The sequence below is a fragment of the Achromobacter sp. ACM03 genome (genome assembly GCF_014851665.1).
Taxonomy (GTDB): domain Bacteria; phylum Pseudomonadota; class Gammaproteobacteria; order Burkholderiales; family Burkholderiaceae_B; genus Achromobacter; species Achromobacter aegrifaciens.
Map to the genome: position 1 here is coordinate 331,691 of NZ_JACVAD010000002.1, position 16,269 is coordinate 347,959.

At 66.8% G+C, this 16,269-nt stretch carries 17 protein-coding genes; 12 read left to right on the forward strand and 5 right to left on the reverse strand.

Annotated elements, in window-relative coordinates:
• Positions 1–16 precede the first annotated feature (16 nt).
• Together IB257_RS09795 and IB257_RS09800 are read right to left on the reverse strand one after the other, a co-directional pair.
• The gene (locus tag IB257_RS09795; protein ID WP_225588865.1) at positions 17–1,009 is read right to left on the reverse strand and encodes a tripartite tricarboxylate transporter substrate binding protein; all 993 of its coding nucleotides are present in this window, start codon (positions 1,007–1,009) and stop codon (positions 17–19) included.
• A 181-nt stretch (positions 1,010–1,190) separates the two neighbouring features.
• Positions 1,191–1,436 carry a hypothetical protein gene (locus tag IB257_RS09800; RefSeq protein ID WP_054455066.1) on the reverse strand — a complete coding sequence of 82 codons (246 nt, stop codon included), beginning with the start codon at positions 1,434–1,436 and terminating at the stop codon, positions 1,191–1,193.
• Positions 1,437–1,633: 197 nt separating this feature from the next.
• Between IB257_RS09800 and IB257_RS09805 the strand changes: the two genes are divergently transcribed.
• The 12 genes from IB257_RS09805 (at position 1,634) to IB257_RS09860 (ending at position 13,131) form a co-directional block, all read left to right on the forward strand.
• Positions 1,634–2,758, forward strand: a complete 1,125-nt coding sequence (locus tag IB257_RS09805; protein WP_054455064.1) for a cupin domain-containing protein — start codon at positions 1,634–1,636, stop codon at positions 2,756–2,758.
• A gap of 89 nt (positions 2,759–2,847) precedes the next feature.
• A complete protein-coding gene (locus IB257_RS09810) occupies positions 2,848–3,759 on the forward strand; it encodes a fumarylacetoacetate hydrolase family protein (RefSeq protein ID WP_192492233.1) in 912 nt (303 codons plus the stop codon).
• 51 nt (positions 3,760–3,810) lie between these two features.
• Entirely contained in the window at positions 3,811–4,995 is a 1,185-nt protein-coding gene (locus IB257_RS09815; protein ID WP_192492234.1) for an ABC transporter substrate-binding protein, read from the forward strand.
• Complete coding sequence (locus tag IB257_RS09820) at positions 4,992–5,906, forward strand: branched-chain amino acid ABC transporter permease (RefSeq protein WP_054455060.1); 915 nt, start codon at positions 4,992–4,994, stop codon at positions 5,904–5,906. The genes IB257_RS09815 and IB257_RS09820 overlap by 4 nt, the downstream gene beginning before the upstream one ends.
• Positions 5,903–6,889, forward strand: coding sequence for a branched-chain amino acid ABC transporter permease (locus IB257_RS09825; protein ID WP_119452165.1), 987 nt, complete (start codon positions 5,903–5,905; stop codon positions 6,887–6,889). Before IB257_RS09820 ends, IB257_RS09825 begins: the two co-directional genes overlap by 4 nt.
• Positions 6,879–7,649, forward strand: a complete 771-nt coding sequence (locus tag IB257_RS09830; protein WP_119452166.1) for an ABC transporter ATP-binding protein — start codon at positions 6,879–6,881, stop codon at positions 7,647–7,649. The genes IB257_RS09825 and IB257_RS09830 overlap by 11 nt, the downstream gene beginning before the upstream one ends.
• The gene (locus IB257_RS09835; RefSeq protein ID WP_175212767.1) at positions 7,636–8,328 is read left to right on the forward strand and encodes an ABC transporter ATP-binding protein; all 693 of its coding nucleotides are present in this window, start codon (positions 7,636–7,638) and stop codon (positions 8,326–8,328) included. The genes IB257_RS09830 and IB257_RS09835 overlap by 14 nt, the downstream gene beginning before the upstream one ends.
• Before the next feature lie 72 nt (positions 8,329–8,400).
• Positions 8,401–9,174: a GntR family transcriptional regulator gene (locus tag IB257_RS09840; protein WP_119452167.1), complete on the forward strand. Its 774-nt coding sequence runs from the start codon at positions 8,401–8,403 to the stop codon at positions 9,172–9,174.
• Entirely contained in the window at positions 9,167–10,051 is an 885-nt protein-coding gene (locus IB257_RS09845) for an alpha/beta hydrolase (RefSeq protein ID WP_054455052.1), read from the forward strand. Before IB257_RS09840 ends, IB257_RS09845 begins: the two co-directional genes overlap by 8 nt.
• 31 nt (positions 10,052–10,082) lie before the next feature.
• Positions 10,083–10,997, forward strand: a complete 915-nt coding sequence (locus tag IB257_RS09850; RefSeq protein WP_013391216.1) for a LysR family transcriptional regulator — start codon at positions 10,083–10,085, stop codon at positions 10,995–10,997.
• Between the two features lie 150 nt (positions 10,998–11,147).
• Entirely contained in the window at positions 11,148–12,137 is a 990-nt protein-coding gene (locus tag IB257_RS09855; RefSeq protein ID WP_192492235.1) for a tripartite tricarboxylate transporter substrate binding protein, read from the forward strand.
• 49 nt (positions 12,138–12,186) lie between these two features.
• Positions 12,187–13,131 (forward strand): succinylglutamate desuccinylase/aspartoacylase family protein, encoded by a 945-nt coding sequence (locus IB257_RS09860; RefSeq protein WP_175161152.1) that lies wholly within the window; start codon positions 12,187–12,189, stop codon positions 13,129–13,131.
• Between the two features lie 15 nt (positions 13,132–13,146).
• Here IB257_RS09860 and IB257_RS09865 read toward each other — a convergent pair whose 3' ends face one another.
• The 3 genes from IB257_RS09865 to IB257_RS09875 all read right to left on the reverse strand — a co-directional run bounded on the left by IB257_RS09865 (position 13,147) and on the right by IB257_RS09875 (position 16,247).
• The gene (locus IB257_RS09865) at positions 13,147–13,668 is read right to left on the reverse strand and encodes a lipocalin family protein (protein ID WP_054455046.1); all 522 of its coding nucleotides are present in this window, start codon (positions 13,666–13,668) and stop codon (positions 13,147–13,149) included.
• Between the two features lie 81 nt (positions 13,669–13,749).
• Complete coding sequence (gene gshA / locus IB257_RS09870) at positions 13,750–15,321, reverse strand: glutamate--cysteine ligase (RefSeq protein WP_054455045.1); 1,572 nt, start codon at positions 15,319–15,321, stop codon at positions 13,750–13,752.
• A 32-nt stretch (positions 15,322–15,353) separates the two neighbouring features.
• Positions 15,354–16,247 (reverse strand): alpha/beta hydrolase, encoded by an 894-nt coding sequence (locus tag IB257_RS09875; RefSeq protein WP_054455043.1) that lies wholly within the window; start codon positions 16,245–16,247, stop codon positions 15,354–15,356.
• Positions 16,248–16,269 lie beyond the last annotated feature (22 nt).

Below are 16,269 nucleotides of genomic sequence, written 5' to 3' on the forward strand. Positions count from 1 at the left end.
CTGCGCTGTCTGCCTCTCAGTCCGGTTCGTTGGGGGACGCCGCGATGATCTGCCGCCACGCGATGGCATCGCGCTGTATCGTCTGCGCAAACGCTTCGGGGCCGTCTCCTACCGGTTCCGCAATCTGCCTGGCGAATGTTTCCCGCAACGCGAGTTGGGCCAAGGCCAGCTGCGCGCTGCGGGCGACCTTGGCGCTGATCTCGGGCGGGGTGTCGCGCGGCGCGCAAATGCCGACCCAGCCTTCGAAGCCCAAATCGTCCAGGCCCTGTTCGGCCAAGGTCGGTACGGACGGCATCTGCGGCAGGCGCTGATCCGTGCTGACGGCCAATCCCTTGACACGGCCAGACTCGATAAAGGGCAACGCTGAAATGATGCTGTCCATCATCACGTTCACGCGCCCCGTGGCGAGATCCGCATAAGCCGGCGTGGATCCGCGGTAGGGCACATGCAGCATGTCCAGGCCATTGCGCGCGCTGACTGTCTGGCCCGCAAGGTGGGGCATGGTGTTCTTGCCGCCCGAGGCGTAGCCGTATTTGCCGGGCGCCTGTTTGGCCGCCGCGATGAATTCCTGGAGATTGTTGGCAGATACGGCCGGATCGGCCACCCAGATCGTCGGCGTATCGGCGATGTGGACGACGGGAGCCAGATCCTCGACGCGGTACGGCAAGCCGGGATAAAGCGCTGTCGCCATGACCAGGCTGCTGGTGGAGCAGAGCAGCAGGGTATATCCATCGGGGCGTGCCCGGGCGACGGCCGCCGAGCCTATGGTGCCTCCCGCGCCCGGCCGGTTTTCGATGACCAGCGGCTGGCCCAGTGCCTGGCCCACCGGGCCGGCGATCTGCCGGGCCACTGCATCATTGCCGCCGCCGGGGGGGAAAGGCACCACCAGCGTCACGGGTCTGCTTGGCCAGTCGGGGGATTCGGCCGCGTGCGCAGCGGGCGTCAGCGCGCAAGCAAGGAACAGGAGTGCGGCAATGGCGGAACCGTGCAAGGGGAGTCGGCGGATCATGCTGCTTCTTGGTGGCAAGAGTGGGTGGGCGAATTGCGCGCAACCCCGCATGCTGCCGGACATCCTTGCGTTAATGAAGCTAGAAAATACTTATTCAAATCAAAGAAAATTCATAACCTGACTCGTTGACGAGCAGGCGTCGTCGCCGGGCCGAATTGGGCCCGGCACGGTGGATACGCGTTCAATCGTCCAACGCCGGTACGGTCCCGATCTGGGCGAGGATGCGCGGCGATTCCATGTCGCCGGTTTCCTTGTCCACCAGCACTTCGTAGGCGGCAACGCCGGCGAACTTGGAGGCCATGGAGTTGGCGATGCGGATGGCGCCGAACTCGCTGCTGGCGGCGCGGATTTCACCAGGCGCGACGCCATCGGCGGCGGCGCGGTAGGGAACGACGATGTACTGAACGAGATGGGCAGCTTCTGACACAGGGTTCTCCTGGACGACAGTTTTTGGGCGAGCGAAATGTATCACGTTGTACTGTGTTTTTGTACAGTATTGTTTGACGCCGCGCCAACAATTTTCAATCAGCCTGGGAAAACCCCTAGCGCGCATTCATTGCCCGATTTTCCGCCGGCCTCTATTATTTTCGAAAATATTTAAATTTTTATAAAAAGAGGCAAGGGATGGAAGCGAACCGCTATGACGCGTACCGCGAGGACACCATAGGCCGCGCCAATGTGGCCGACTCGCCCGAGCTCATCGCCTACTACCAGGAGCTGGCCCGCCTGGAGACCGGCGCCCTGTGGACGGTGGCGAACAAGATCGAACCGTGGGCGCCGCGGTCGGCCTCGGTGCCGGTGGTGTGGCGCTACCAGGACCTGCGCGGCCACGTGCTGCGTTCTTCCGAGCTGGTTTCGCCCGAAGAGGCTGGCCGGCGCGTGATCTACCTGAACAACCCGGGCCGGCGCGACGTGGCCGCCGCCGTGGGCTGGCTGTATTCGGGCCTGCAGGTCATGAAGCCGGGCGAACTGGCTTCCGCCCACAAGCATTCGCATTCGGCGCTGCGCTTCATCATGGAAGGGCGGGGCGCCTTCACCGTGGTCGACGGCCACAAGATGACACTGGGCGCGAACGATTTCGTGCTGACGCCCAATGGCACCTGGCACGAGCACGGCGTGGCCGAAGACGGCACTACCTGCATCTGGCAGGACGGCCTGGACATTCCGCTGGTCAACGCCATGGAGGCCGGTTTCTATGCCGTGCATCCGGACCTGAACCAGACTGTGACCTATCCGGTGGACGACACCACCGCCGCCTGGGCCAACCCGGCGCTACGGCCTCAGGTGTCCGGTTGGACCAAGCCGTATTCGCCGCTCTTCAAGTACGAATGGGAGCCCACCTACGAGGCGCTGCGCCGCTATGCGCGCACTACCGCCGGCAGCCCCTACGACGGCATCCTGCTCGAATACGTCAACCCGGCCACGGGCGGCCCGGTCATGCCCACCATCGGCGCCAGCATGCAGCTGCTGCGGCCCGGCGAGCACACCAAGGCCCACCGCCATACCGGCAGCTTCATCTACCAGGTGGCCAAGGGCAGCGGCTATTCCATCATCGACGGCAAGCGCTACGACTGGACCGAACGCGACATCTTCTGCGTGCCCTCGTGGGCCATCCATGAACACGTCAATCTTTCATCGAACGACGACGCCTGCCTGTTCAGCTTCAACGACCTGCCCGTGATGCGCGCGCTGGCGCTTTACCGCGAAGAAGCGGTCAAGGAAAACGACGGCCATCAAGTGCTGATCTAGCGCTGCCCGATCCCTCTTGAATTTTTCATCCGCCGCGCGGGCCGGGCCCGCGCGCCTGACTCAACTCGTCCTGAATTTATGGAGTTCTTATGCGCTTGGTAACTTTTCGCGCCCATCCCACCGCCGCTGCCCGCCTGGGCGCGCTGGCCGAAGGCTATGTGATTGACCTGGCCCTGCTGGGCCACGCAGGCGGCGTGGACCTGCCCGACGACATGCTGGCTTTCATCGACCTGGGCCCCGTGGCGGTGGCGCAGGCCAGCAAGCTGATGGAGGCTTATCGCGGCAACTGGCCCGTGGGCAGCGCGCTGCCGCAGGAAAACGTCAAGCTGCTGGCGCCGATTCCGCGTCCGCGCAAGAACATCTTCGGCATCGGGCTGAATTACGTGGAGCACGTGGCGGAATCCAGCCGTACGCTGGATACCTCGGCCGACCTGCCCAAGCAGCCGGTGATCTTCTCCAAGCCGCCCACCACCGTCATCGGCCCGGGCGACGCCATCGAGCACAACGCCAAGATCACGCAACAGCTGGATTGGGAAGTGGAGCTGGCCGTGATCATGGGCCGCCGCGCCTCGCGCGTGGCCGAAGCCGATGCGCTGTCCTATGTGTTCGGCTACAGCGTGATGCTGGACATGAGCGCGCGCGATTGCCGCCGCGCCGGCCAGTGGATCTATTCCAAGGGCCAGGACACCTATGCGCCCTTCGGCCCGTGCATCGTGACCGCCGACGAGATCCCGGATCCGCAGGTGCTGGATCTGTGGCTGACGGTCAATGGCGAGAAGAAGCAGGGCTCGAACACGCGCCACATGCTGTTCAAGGTGCCGTTCCTGATCTCGGACATCAGCGCGGGCATCACGCTGGAGCCGGGCGACATCATCGCCACCGGCACGCCTGAAGGCGTGGGCGCGGGCCGCAAGCCGCAGGAATGGCTGTGGCCGGGCGACGTGGTGGTGGCCTGCGTCGAAGGCATCGGCACGCTGCGCCATCCGGTGGTGGCGGTCTAAAAAACGCCTGGCCGCGCCGCGGCGGGCAACGCAGTCTCCAAGGGGAAAAACATGATCAAGAAACAGATACTGGGCGGCGCGTTGTCCGTCGCGCTGGGCGCCGCGGCGTCCATGGGAGCGGCCTATGCCGCGGAACCGGTCAAGATCGGCTTTATCGCCACCTTGTCCACGCCGGCGGGCTATATCGGCGAGGACGAGCGCGATGCGTTCAACCTGGCCATCAAGCAGGGCGGCGGCAAGCTGGGCGGCGTGCCCGTGCAGCTGGTGATCGAGGACGACGGCCTGAAGCCCGCCAACGCCAAGCAGGCGGCCGACCGCCTGCTGCAATCGGGCGTCAAGCTCTATACCGGCGTGAACTTCTCCAACGTGCTGGCAGCGGTCGTGCCCAGCGTGGTGAAGTCCGGCGCCTTCTATGTCAGCCTGAATCCCGGCCCGTCGAACTTCGCGGGCGAAAAGTGCGATCCCAATTACTTCGTGGCGTCCTACCAGAACGACGCCTTCCATACGGCTGGCGGCGTGGCGGCCAACGAACTGGGATACAAGAAGGTCGTGCTGCTGGCGCCCAACTACCAGGCGGGCCGCGACGCCATCGAAGGCTTCAAGCGCACCTACAAGGGCGAAGTGGTCGCCGAAATCTACACCAAGCTCGACCAGTCGGACTTCTCGGTCGAGCTGGCGCGCCTGCGTTCGCTGGCGCCCGACGCCATCTATCAGTTCCATCCGGGCGGCACGGGCATCAACTTCGTCAAGCAGTACGCGGCGGCCGGGCTGAACAAGAGCATCCCGATGCTGATGCCCAGCTTCTCGATGGATGCGCGCATGATCCAGGCCACGGGTGACGCGTCGGCCGGCGCCTACATCACCGGCATCTGGTCGCAGGACTTCGACAACGCGCAATCCAAGGCCTTCGTGCAAGCGTTCAAGGACGCCTATGGCCGTGTGCCGACGGACTACGCCATGCAGGCCTACGACACCGCGCAGCTGATTGGCGCGGGCCTGAAGGCCACCGGCGGCGACCTGTCCAAGGCGGCCGAGTTCCGAGCCGCGCTGCGCAAGCCCGAGTTCACGTCGCTGCGCGGCAAGTTCAGCATGAACACCAACCAGCATCCGATCCAGGATCTGTACCTGATGCGCATCGAGAAAGGCAGCGACGGCAGCCTGTCGCCGAAGCTGGTCCGCAAGCTGGTGTCCGATGACAAGGACGCCTACGCGCAACTCTGCAAGATGCCGTCATGACGCTCCTGTTTGAACAGCTGCTCAACGGGCTGCAGTTCGGCGCCATGCTGTTCATGCTGGCAGCCGGACTGACGCTGATCTTCGGCATCATGGGCGTGGTCAACCTGACGCATGGCTCGTTCTACATGGTGGGCGCCTACTGCGCGGCGTACGCCATCGGCACCACCGGCTCGTTCCTCGCGGGCGTGCTGGCGGCGCTGCTGGGGGCGGGCCTGTACGGCATTTCGGTCGAAGTGGTGGTGATACGCAAGCTGTACAAGCGGGATCACCTGTACCAGGTCCTGGCCACCTTCGGCCTGCTGCTGTTCTCGAACGAAGCGGTCAGCCTGATCTTCGGCCGGCGTCCGCCGCTGGTGGGCATCCCAAGCTTCCTGGAAGGCGCGGTGACGTTGGCGCCGGGATTCCAGTATCCGCTGATCCGCCTGTCGTTCATCGCCATTGGCGCGCTGGTGGCGGTGGGCCTGTGGTGGCTGGTCAACCGCACGCGCATCGGCATGCTGATCCGCGCGGGCGCCGACGACCGCGAGATGGTCGACGCGTTGGGCATAGACATCCGCAAGCTCTACACGCTGGTGTTTGGCCTGGGCGCCTTGCTGTGCGGGCTGGCCGGCGTGATGGCCGCGCCCTTGCTGGCGGTGGAAATCGGCATGGGCGAACGCATCCTGATCACCACCTTCGTGGTCATCGTGATCGGCGGGGTCGGTTCGGTGCGCGGCGCCCTGGCAGGCGCCTTGCTGGTGGGCATGGTGGACAGCCTGGGGCGCGCGTTCCTGCCGCAGCTGCTGTCGACGATGTTCTCGCCCGCCACCGCGGACCCGCTGGCCGCAGGCATGGCTTCGGCAAGCATTTATGTACTGATGGCGATCGTGCTGATCGCCAAGCCGGGCGGGCTGTTCCCGGCGCGAGGATGACGATGGCATACACACTTACGAACCGCGCCCGCTGGGGGCTGGGCGGCCTGGCGGTGCTGATCCTGCTGCCGGCTGCGGCGCTGGCCTCGGGTTCGCCGTTCCTGATCGGCGTGGTGACGCGCTTTCTGATCTACGGCCTGGCCGCGGTCAGCCTGGACCTGGTGATCGGCTACGGCGCCATGGTCAGTTTCGGCCATGCCATGTTCTTCGGGCTGGGCGGCTATGCGGTCGGCATCATCGCCTTCCATACTTCGGAAGCCGGTCCGATCTTCGGCTGGGCTGGCAGCAACGCGGCGCTGGTGGTGTGGCCGATAGCGCTCATCGTGTGCGCGTTGGCCGGCTGGCTGTTCGGCTATCTGGCGCTGCGCACGCGCGGCGTGCAGTTCATCATGATCACGCTGGCGTTCGGCCAGATGGTGTACTTCGTGCTGGTGTCGCTGCAGTTCTACGGCGGGGACGATGGCCTGATGATTCCGCAGCGCAATGAGCTGCCGGGCATCAATCTGGAAAGCCCCATGGTTTTCTACTACCTGTGCCTGGCGCTGCTGACCCTTTGGACGCTGCTGTGCATCCGCGTGACCAACTCGCGCTTCGGCATGGTGCTGCAGGCGCTGCGCCAGAGCGAGCGGCGCGCCATCAACCTGGGCGTGGCGCCCACGCCGTACCGGCTCAGCGCCTTCGTGCTGTCGGCGGTGGGCACGGGGCTGGCCGGCGTGCTGTGGGCCAACTATGCCGGGCTGGTGACGCCCGACATGGCGGCCTGGACCAAGTCCGGCGAACTCATGGCCATCGTCATCCTGGGCGGCGTGGGCACCTTGCTCGGGCCGATCGCGGGCGCGGCGGTATTCCTGGGGCTGGAGCAGATGCTGTCGTCCCTGACCGAGCACTGGCTGCTGTACATGGGGCCCATCCTGGTGCTGGTGGTGCTGTGGGGCCAGAAGGGCCTGTTCGGAAAGCTGCTGGAGACGCGCCATGCCGACTGACGCAAGCGCCAGCCTGTTGCGCCTGACGCAGCTGCGCAAGGCTTTCGACGCGGTGGTGGCCACCAACGGCGTGGACCTGGACGTGCGCGCCGGCGAGATCCACGCCATCATCGGCCCCAACGGCGCGGGCAAGTCCACCCTGATCGCGCAGATCTGCGGCGAGATCCGGCCGGACTCCGGGACCATCCATTTGGATGGGCAGGACGTGACCGCGCTGCGCGCCTTCGAGCGTGCGCGCCTGGGGCTGGGCCGCTCGTTCCAGATCACCGAGCTGTGCCAGGAGTACACCGCACTGGAGAACGTGATCCTGTCGCGCATGCTCAAGGGCGGCCGCGCCTTCCAGGCCTGGTCCAATCCGCGTCATGACGCGGCCTTGAAGACCGAGGCCATGCAGTGGCTGACGCACGTGGGGCTGGAGGACCGCCGCCACGTGCGTTCGTCGGACCTGGCGCACGGCGAGAAACGGCAGCTGGAGCTGGCGGTGGCGCTGGCGCGTTCGCCGCGGCTGTTGCTGCTGGACGAGCCCATGGCCGGCATGGGGCCGGAGGAATCGGCGCGCATGACCCGGCTCTTGCAAGGCATGAAGGGCGACTACGGCATCCTGCTGGTGGAACACGACATGGACGCGGTCTTCGCGCTGGCCGACCGCATCAGCGTGCTGGTCTACGGCCGCGTGGTGTTCAGTGGTTCGCCAGAGGAGGTGCGCCGCCATCCGGAGGTGCGCGCGGCGTATCTGGGAGAAGAACATGTTGAAGGTTGAAGGGCTGACTGGCGGCTACGGGTCCAGCAAGGTCCTGTTCGGCATGTCGTTCGAGGCCAGTGAAGGCGAGGTGATCTCGCTGATCGGGCGCAACGGCATGGGCAAGACCACCACGATCAAGACCCTGATGGGCATGCTGCCAGCCACCGGCGGCGCGGTGCAGTTTCGCGGCCGCACGCTGGGCCGCTCCGCGCCCAGCAGCGTGGCGCGGCTGGGCGTGGGGCTGGTGCCGGAGGGCCGGCGCGTGTTCGGTTCGCTGACGGTGCAGGAAAACCTGGTGGCGACCTCGCGCACCGCGCCGGGCGGATGGGATCTGGAGCGGGTCTACACGCTGTTCCCGCGTTTGAAAGAGCGCCGCGGCCAGTCGTCGCGCACGCTGTCGGGCGGCGAACAGCAGATGCTGGTGGTGGGGCGCGCCCTCATGACCAACCCCAAGCTCCTGATCCTGGACGAAGCCACCGAGGGGCTGGCGCCGCTCATCCGCCAGGAGATCTGGCGTTGCCTGCGGGCGCTGAAGGCCGAAGGCCAGACCATCCTGGTGATCGACAAGAACCTGCCCGAAATGGCGACGCTGGTGGACCGCCACTACATCGTGGACAAGGGCCGGGTGGCCTGGTCGGGGCAGCCCGCCGAGCTGTCCGCCCAGCCCGAGCTGGCGCAGCGCTACCTGGGCATATGAACAGGCCGCGCGGGTAGAATGAGCCGCCTGTGCGCGGATACGCGCCCCGGCCGCTGACATCTGGAGACCATCTTGAAGCCTAGAATAAAAGCTTCCCGCCAGGACGATCCCGGATCGGACGGGAGCGCCGGCATTGAGGAAATCACGCTGTCCGAGCAGGTTTACCGCCTGCTTCGGCGCGACATCATGCGCGGCGCCTTCGCGCCGGGCCAGTCCTTGCGGCTGGAATTGCTGAAGCAGCGCTACGGCAGCAGCTTCTCTCCCATCCGCGAAGCCCTCAACCGCCTGCGCAGCGAGCGCATGGTCATCAGCACCACGTCGCGCGGCTTCAGCATCGCGCCCTTGTCGGTCGAAGAAATGTGGGACGCCTGTGAAACCCGCATCCTGATCGACTGCGACGCGCTGCGCCGCTCGCTGGCCAATGCCGACGACGCCTGGGAAACGCGCCTGGTCGGCGCGTACCATGCGCTGACGCTGGCCGCGCAGCGGGCCGACCAGGCCGCCGAGCCGTCGGAAGAATTGGACGAGCTGCTGGAGGCGCGCCACCTGGAGTTCCACCACGCGCTGATCGGCGCGTGCCGTTCCAACTGGCTGCTGGACCTGTCCACCCAGCTCTACGCGCAGACCGAGCGCTACCGCCGTCCGGCGCGCGCCGGCGCGACCGCCTACGGGCCTGAACGCAACGTCGACGACGAGCACCGCCAGCTGTTGGACGCCGCCATCTCGCGCGACGTGGAAGGCTCGGTCGCCATGCTCGCCGCGCACTACCGCAAGACCGCGCAGTTCATCGAACGCATCATCTCCCAGCCCCAATCGCAGCCAACATCGCAGGCCAGGCATGCATAACAGCGACATCGATCTCTTCTTTCCCACCATCGCCGAGCGCGAGGTGCAATACAACGCGCGCGAATCGGTGCCGGATTTCGACGCCTGCGTGCGCCGCTATGCCGAGTCCTCGGCGCGGGTGCGCACGCGCCGCCCGGGCGTGCTGGACCTGCGCTACGGCATGGGCCAGGATGAAAGGCTGGACCTGTTCCTGCCCGCCGCCTCGCAGGCGCGGGCGCCGCTGTTCGTGTTCATCCATGGCGGCTATTGGCGCGCGCAGCGCAAGGAAGACGCGCCCGTGATGGCAGAGGCCTTCAACGCCGCGGGCGCCGCCGTGGCTACCCTGGAATACACGCTGGTGCCCGAGGCGACCCTGGGCGAAGTGGTGCGCGAAGTGCGCTCCGCCGTGGCCTGGCTGTACCGCAACGTGGCGGCCTATGGCGTGGACCCTGAACGGATCTACGTCAGCGGCAGCTCGGCGGGCGGCCATCTGGCCGGCATGCTGGTCGCGCCCGAATGGCAGGCACGCTACGGCGTGCCGGACGACGTGATCAAGGGCACGCTGGCATTGAGCGGGCTGTTCGATCTGCGGCCGCTGTGCGATATCCTGCCCAACACCTGGCTGCAGCTGACGCCAGAGCAGGCCGCGCACCAAAGCCCGATCTTCCATCTGCCGGAACGTGCTGGCCCGATGCTGCTGGCCGTGGGCGGGTTGGAGACGCAGGGTTTCAAGAACCAGACGGCGGCGTACGAAGCGGCGTGGAATGCTGCGGGGCTGGCCTCCACCCGTATTCCGACGCCGCACTGCAATCATTTTGACCTGGTCAATGAACTGGAAAATCCGGACAGCGATCTGACCCGCGCCACCCTGGCGATGATGGGGCTGGGCGCCAAGTGAACGGCCGGCCGATGGCGTAAGCTTGACGTCCATGGCCGACCTGAAACTCCTTGAAGACCTGATTGCCCTGGCGCAGACCGGCAGCTTCGTGCGCGCGGCCGAGCTGCGCCACGTCACTCATCCGGCGTTCGGCCGACGCATCCGCGCGCTGGAGGCCTGGGCCGGCGCGCCGTTGATCGAACGCCAGCGCCTGCCGGTGGTCCTGACCGCCGAAGGCGAGGCCTTGCTCAAGACCGCGACGCAGGTGGTGGAGCAGATGGGGCAGGTGCGCCATCGCATCCGCAGTTTCGGCGCAGGCGGGGAGGCGGTGCTGCGCATCGCCACCGGCCGCAGCCTGGCCCGCACGTTGGTGGCCGACTGGATCGCGCGCCTGCGCCACCGCACGCCCAAGGTGTTGACCGAGGGCACGCAGGTCGAATTGTCCACCGGCATGATGCAGGACATGGCGGCGCGGCTGGAGCAGGGCCGGGTGGACCTGCTGTGCTGCTACGAGCATCCGGCCCTGTCGGTGCAGCTGAGCCCGGGGCGCTACCGTTACATGACCCTGGGCACAGACAAGCTCGTGCCCGTCAGCCAGGCGGATTCCCGCGGCCGGCCCCGTTACGTGCTGCAGGAAGGCGGTCCGTCCGTGCCCTTGATCACCTATGCGGGCGGCCTCGCGATGGAACGCATTGTGGGCGACCGCCTGGAGGCCACGCCGTACGCCCTGGCGCCATTCTTGCGCAGCGACTCGCTGGACGCGGCGCATGGCGCGGTCGCCAAGGGGCTGGGCGTGGCTTGGCTGCCGTGGTCCATGGTGGCGGCGGACTGCCGCCGCGGCGCGCTGGCAGCCCTGGGCGGCCGTAGCGAGGAAATCTCGTTCGAGGTGCGGCTGTACCGTTCGCGGGCGCGCCTGGCGGACCTGGCCGAAGCGGCCTGGGAAGCGACCGCCAGTCGCAAGGCGTGAAATCCGTCAGTCGCGCGTCCGGCGTGTGCCGAATCCGCACGGCCATGTGTCGATTCAGCACGAAATATCCCTGGTGTACGCCCGAGAATAGCTCCCGAAACATTAAATGAGACGGCGCCGCCGTCCGCCTCAGCACCCCAGGGAGAAAACATGAAATCCGTCCTGCATCCATTGCGCGGCGCGCTCGCCGCTATCTGTGCCGTCTCGGCGCTGGCCGCGGCGCCTTCCGCCCACGCCGGGTATCCCGAACGCGCCATTTCTCTGGTGGTCGGCTACCCGGCGGGCGGCAGCGTGGACCTGACCGCGCGCCTGTTTGGCGAAGAACTGGCCAAGCGCCTGGGCCAGAGCGTGGTGGTCGAGAACGTGGGCGGCGCCGGCGGCACCATCGGCGCGCAGCGCGTGGCGCGCGCCGCGCCCGACGGCTACACGCTGCTGCTGGGCTCGACCAATGAGATGGTCATCGCCAGCATGATCAACAACGCGGTCAAGTACGACAGCGTGAAGGACTTTTCGCCGCTGGGCGTGATCGCCTCGCAGCCCATGCTGCTGGCCGCCAGCAAGAATTCCGGCGTGAAGACCGCCGCCGAATACCTGCAGAAGCTGCGCGCCTCCGCGCCCGGCAGCTTCAACTACGGTTCTTCCGGCGTGGGCACGACCCTGCACCTGGCCGGCGAGATGATCAACCAGTCGACCGGCACGCGCGCCGAGCACGTGCCGTACCGCGGCGTGGCGCCGCTGGTGACGGACTTGATGAGCGGTCAACTGGACTACGGCATGCTGGTGCTGTCCTCGGGCCTGCCGCAAGTGCGCGCCGACAAGATCGTGGCGCTGGGCGTGACCGAGAAGAAGCGTTCGCCGGTGGCGCCGGACCTGCCGGCCCTGGCGGAAACCCCGGGGTTCGAGTCCGTGGACATCAGCGTCTGGTTCGCGCTCTATGGCCCGGCCGGCTTGCCGGAGCCGGTGGCCGCCAAGCTGCGCAGCGCGCTGGCCGACACGCTGAAGTCGGAGCAGTTCCGCGCCAAGATGCAGGAAGCCGGCGGCGTGCTGTCGCAACCGGGCCTGGACCCGGCGGCCTATCAGGCCGAGGAAACCAGGAAATACGGCGCGCTGGTCAAGGCCGCCAAGATCGAAGCCCAGTGATCCGAAACCGGATCATCGCAACACCCTAGTACCGCAGCGGACGACATCCATGGAATTCAAGCTTCCCGTACCCGACCTGAGCGCCGAGCGCGCCGGCAATACCGGCACCCCTGGCGTGTGGCATTTCGATTCAGGCCTTCCGGGGCGCGCGTTGATGGTGTCCGCGCTGGTGCACGGCAACGAGTTGTGCGGCGCCTGGGCCTTGAAGGACCTGCTGGCGGCGGGCGTGCGGCCGCGCCGCGGCAGCCTGACGCTGGCATTCTGCAATCTGGATGCGTTCGACCGCTTTGACCACGCCAACCACGACGCCTCGCGCTTCGTCGCCGAAGACATGAACCGCGTCTGGAGTGCCGAACGCCTGGACAATCCCACGACGCCGGACCGCCGGCGCGGCGCCGAGCTGCGTCCCTGGGTGGAGCGCGCGGACTGGCTGCTGGACCTGCATTCCATGCATGAGCCGGGTGCGCCCTTGCTGCTGACCGGCGTCCTGCCGCGCAACATTGCGCTGGCGCGCCGCCTGAAGGCGCCGCAGCACGTGATCGTGGACGCGGGGCATAAGGACGGCGTGCGCATGCGCGACTTCGGCCAGTTCGGCGATCCCGCCCGAGAAGACGCCTGCGCCTTGCTGATCGAATGCGGTTTCCATGGCGAGCTGGCTGCGCGCGACGTGGCGCGCGACATGGTGGCGCGCATGCTGCTGGAGTCGGGCGTGGCGGATGCGGCGGACGTGCCGGCGGGCTGGCTGTTGCCGGATGCCGAAAACCAGCGCGTGCTGGAAGTGACGGACGCGGTGGTCGCGCCATCCATGGACCTGCGCTTCGCGCAGCCCTGGACCGGGTTGGAAACGTTCGAGCACGCCGGATCGACGATAGGCTGGGCCGACGGCCAACCCATCGTGACGCCGTACGATCAGTGCACGCTGGTCATGCCGTCCTTGCGCCAGCTGAAGCCGGGCGTGACGGTGGTGCGGCTGGCGCGGGACTACGCCGGCTAAGCGCTGCGGCGCGTCTTATTTCTGCGGCGTGAACCGCAATTCATCCAGCTGATAGCCTTGGGCCTTGGCCGCATCCAGGGCCTTGTCCAGTTCTTCCTTGGGCAACTGCGGCGAGCGCGACAGGATCCACAGGTATTTCCGGTCCGGGGTGCCGACCACCGACCAGCGGTATTCGGGGTCCAGGCCGATCACCCAGTAATCGCCCTTGAACGGCTTGAAGAACGAAACTTCGAGCTTGGCGTTGTTGCTGCCTTCCACCACGGTGGCGGTGCCCGAGGCCGAATCGATGTCGCCATCCTTGGTGCGGCAGCGGTTGTTCACGCCGACCGTGCCATCGGCATGTGCGGTGTATTCGGCGGTGGTGTCTCCCACGCAGTCGCGCTGGAAGAACATGGGGAAATTTGCGATTTCGTACCACATGCCTGCGTAACGCTTCAGGTCCACCGATTCCACGGTTTGCATGGGCGGCGGCGCGGCATGGACTATCCCCGCCACGCTGGTGGCCAAGGCCAACAGGAATGTTGCGGTGCGGCGCATGGGGGAAACCTCCTGATGTGACAGAGCGGTCCGCGCCGGCCGGAGGGCCGGCGGCGCGGATCAAAACCCTAACGATACGCCTTATTTGCGCGGGGCCTTCAGCGCGGCGTGGTAGCGGGCCACATAGGTATCGAAATCCTCGGTGTCCGATTGCTCCAGGCGCAGCTGTTCCGCCGTGGACTGCGCGGCGGCCTGTTCATAGGCTGCCGCCAGGTCGGCGGGCAAGGCCTGGGCGCGCAGCGCGTCGGCATGCTTGCGGCTGAGGTCCAGCGAATAGTCATGGAACGACAGGCCGCTGTCGGTCAGCGAAGCCAGCAGGCGCGCCGACGGCGTGGAGTCGGGCTGATCGAGCTTGGCGCGCTGGGCCGCCAGGGCCTCGGCATAGGCGCTGCCGCCCATGGCCGAGTCGAACAGCGCGGCGTAGGGCGCGATCTGGTCCAGCAGTTCGTGGCCCCATTGCGCCAGCCCGATGGGCTGGCCTTCGCGATCCAGCATGAGGCCGGGCTTGCGACCTTCCTTGACCACGGTCGAGAAGTTGTCGGCGCTGCGCTGACAGTAGCCATTGGCGGGGAAGAAGGGGCTGTCGGACGCGGTGCAGAACAGCAGGAAGGCATCGACGAAGCGGCTGGTGCTGGCGTCGATGCCGACCGGCGAGTTCGGGTCGATATCCAGGCAGCGCACTTCAACGTACTGCACGCCGCGTTCTGCCAGCGCCGTGATCGGGCGTTCGCAGCGGCCGGTGGCGCGCTTGGGGCGGATGCTGGAGTAGTACTCGTTTTCGATCTGCAGCACGTTGGTGTTGAGCTGGATCCATTCGCCGTCGCGGTGCGTGCCGATCTTCTGGTAGTCGGGCCAGGGCTGGCTGACGGCGTCGTACAAGCGGCCCAGGAACGTGTCCAGGTCGTTGTAGCAGAGCTTGAGCTGCGACTGCGCCTTGTTCTGGTAACCCAGGTCGCTCATGCGCAGGCTGGTGGCGTAGGGCAGGTACAGCGTGCTGTCATCCAGCTTTTTCAGCGGATGTTCGCGCCCGCGCAGGAAGTCGCTGGACAAGGCCGGGGCGGCGCCGAACAGGTACATCAGCAGCCAGGAATAGCGCGTGAAATTGCGGATCAGGCCGATGTAGCCGCGCGAACGGCGGTCCTGGGGGCTACCCGGCTGCGTGTCCAGCACGGACCACAGGTCTTCGGCCAGCGAGAAGTTGTAGTGCACGCCGGCGATGCATTGCATGGTCTTGCCGTAGCGCACGGCCAGGCCGCGGCGGTACACGTGCTTGAGCATGCCGGTGTTGGACTTGCCGTACCAGGCGATGGGGATGTCGGCTTCGGGCGGCAGCGTGGCGGGCATGGACTGATTCCAGATCAGTTCATGGTCCAGCACGCTGTAGACGTGGCGATGGGTGTTGGTCAGTTCGGCCAGCAGCGCGTCGACGTCCTTGTGCGTGCCTGTGATGAGTTCAAGCAGGGATTCGGAGTAGTCGGTGGTGACGTGTTCGTTGGTCAGCGCCGATCCCAGGCCGGCGGGGTGCGGCTTGCGGGACAGGACACCCTGTTCGTCCACGCGCAGGCCTTCCTTTTCGATGCCCCGCAGGGTCTGGGTCAGCAGCGATCGGTTGGCCTCCAGGCGGGAGAGGCGGTTGGCGGCAGTATCAGTCACGGGTTCTTCTCGTTTGGGTCTGTCGCCGGATTTTACGGGGTGCCGGCCTCCTGTGCCGAGGGAGTCAATACTGGGGACAGGGACAATGCCTGAGCGGTGCGCGCCAGCCACTCATCCAGGTCTGCGTAGACCGGGTCGGCGATGGGGGCGGTTTCATTGAAAATCTCGTGCCAGGCGGTGTCGTACCAGCGCAGCGTCAGCAGTTCGGCGGGTGCGCGCTGGGCGAACTGGCGGCTGCCTTCGGCAGCGACGATGGAATCGTCGCCCGCTACCATCAGCAGGGTGCGGCAGGCCAGCAGCGGGGCTTCACGCAGGGACTCGCGGCCGCCTTCGTCCACGAAGCGCGCCAGGCGTCCTGTCATTTGGCGCCGCACCAGCGGATCGCTGCGGTAGGCCTTGACCACGGCCGGGTCGTGGGAAATGCGGGCGGGCGCCAGGCCGTGGGGCACGCGCAGGTCGGGCGCATGCAGCGACATCCAGGTCAGGGTGCGCCGCACCCACGGCGGCACGTGCACCACGAACGGCGGCGAACTGAGCACCAGGCCGTCGATCTCGGCCAGGCGGCGCAGGGCGATCCGCACCGCGACCAGCGCGCCCAGGCTGTGGCCCAGCAGGATGGGCGGGCGTCCATGGGCCGCGGTCCAGGCCCGCAGGCGGTCGACCGCATCGACGACCAGATCGTCCTCATGGTTCAGGGTGGCGGGCCGCCCGCCGGAGCGGCCATGGCCGCGGTGGTCATGGGCGCCCACCGTCCAGCCGCGCGCGGTCAGCCAGCGCGCCAGGCGGTCATAGCGCCCGGCATGCTCGCTAAGTCCGTGCAGCAGGTAGATACTGGGGGTGCCCAGGCCGGCGATCGGCGGGGGCACGTTGGGCGCGGCTGGCCACACATAGTTGGCCAGTGGCGTGCCGTCGGGCGCGGGGGTCATCGAAATCGGCGACAATTTCTGG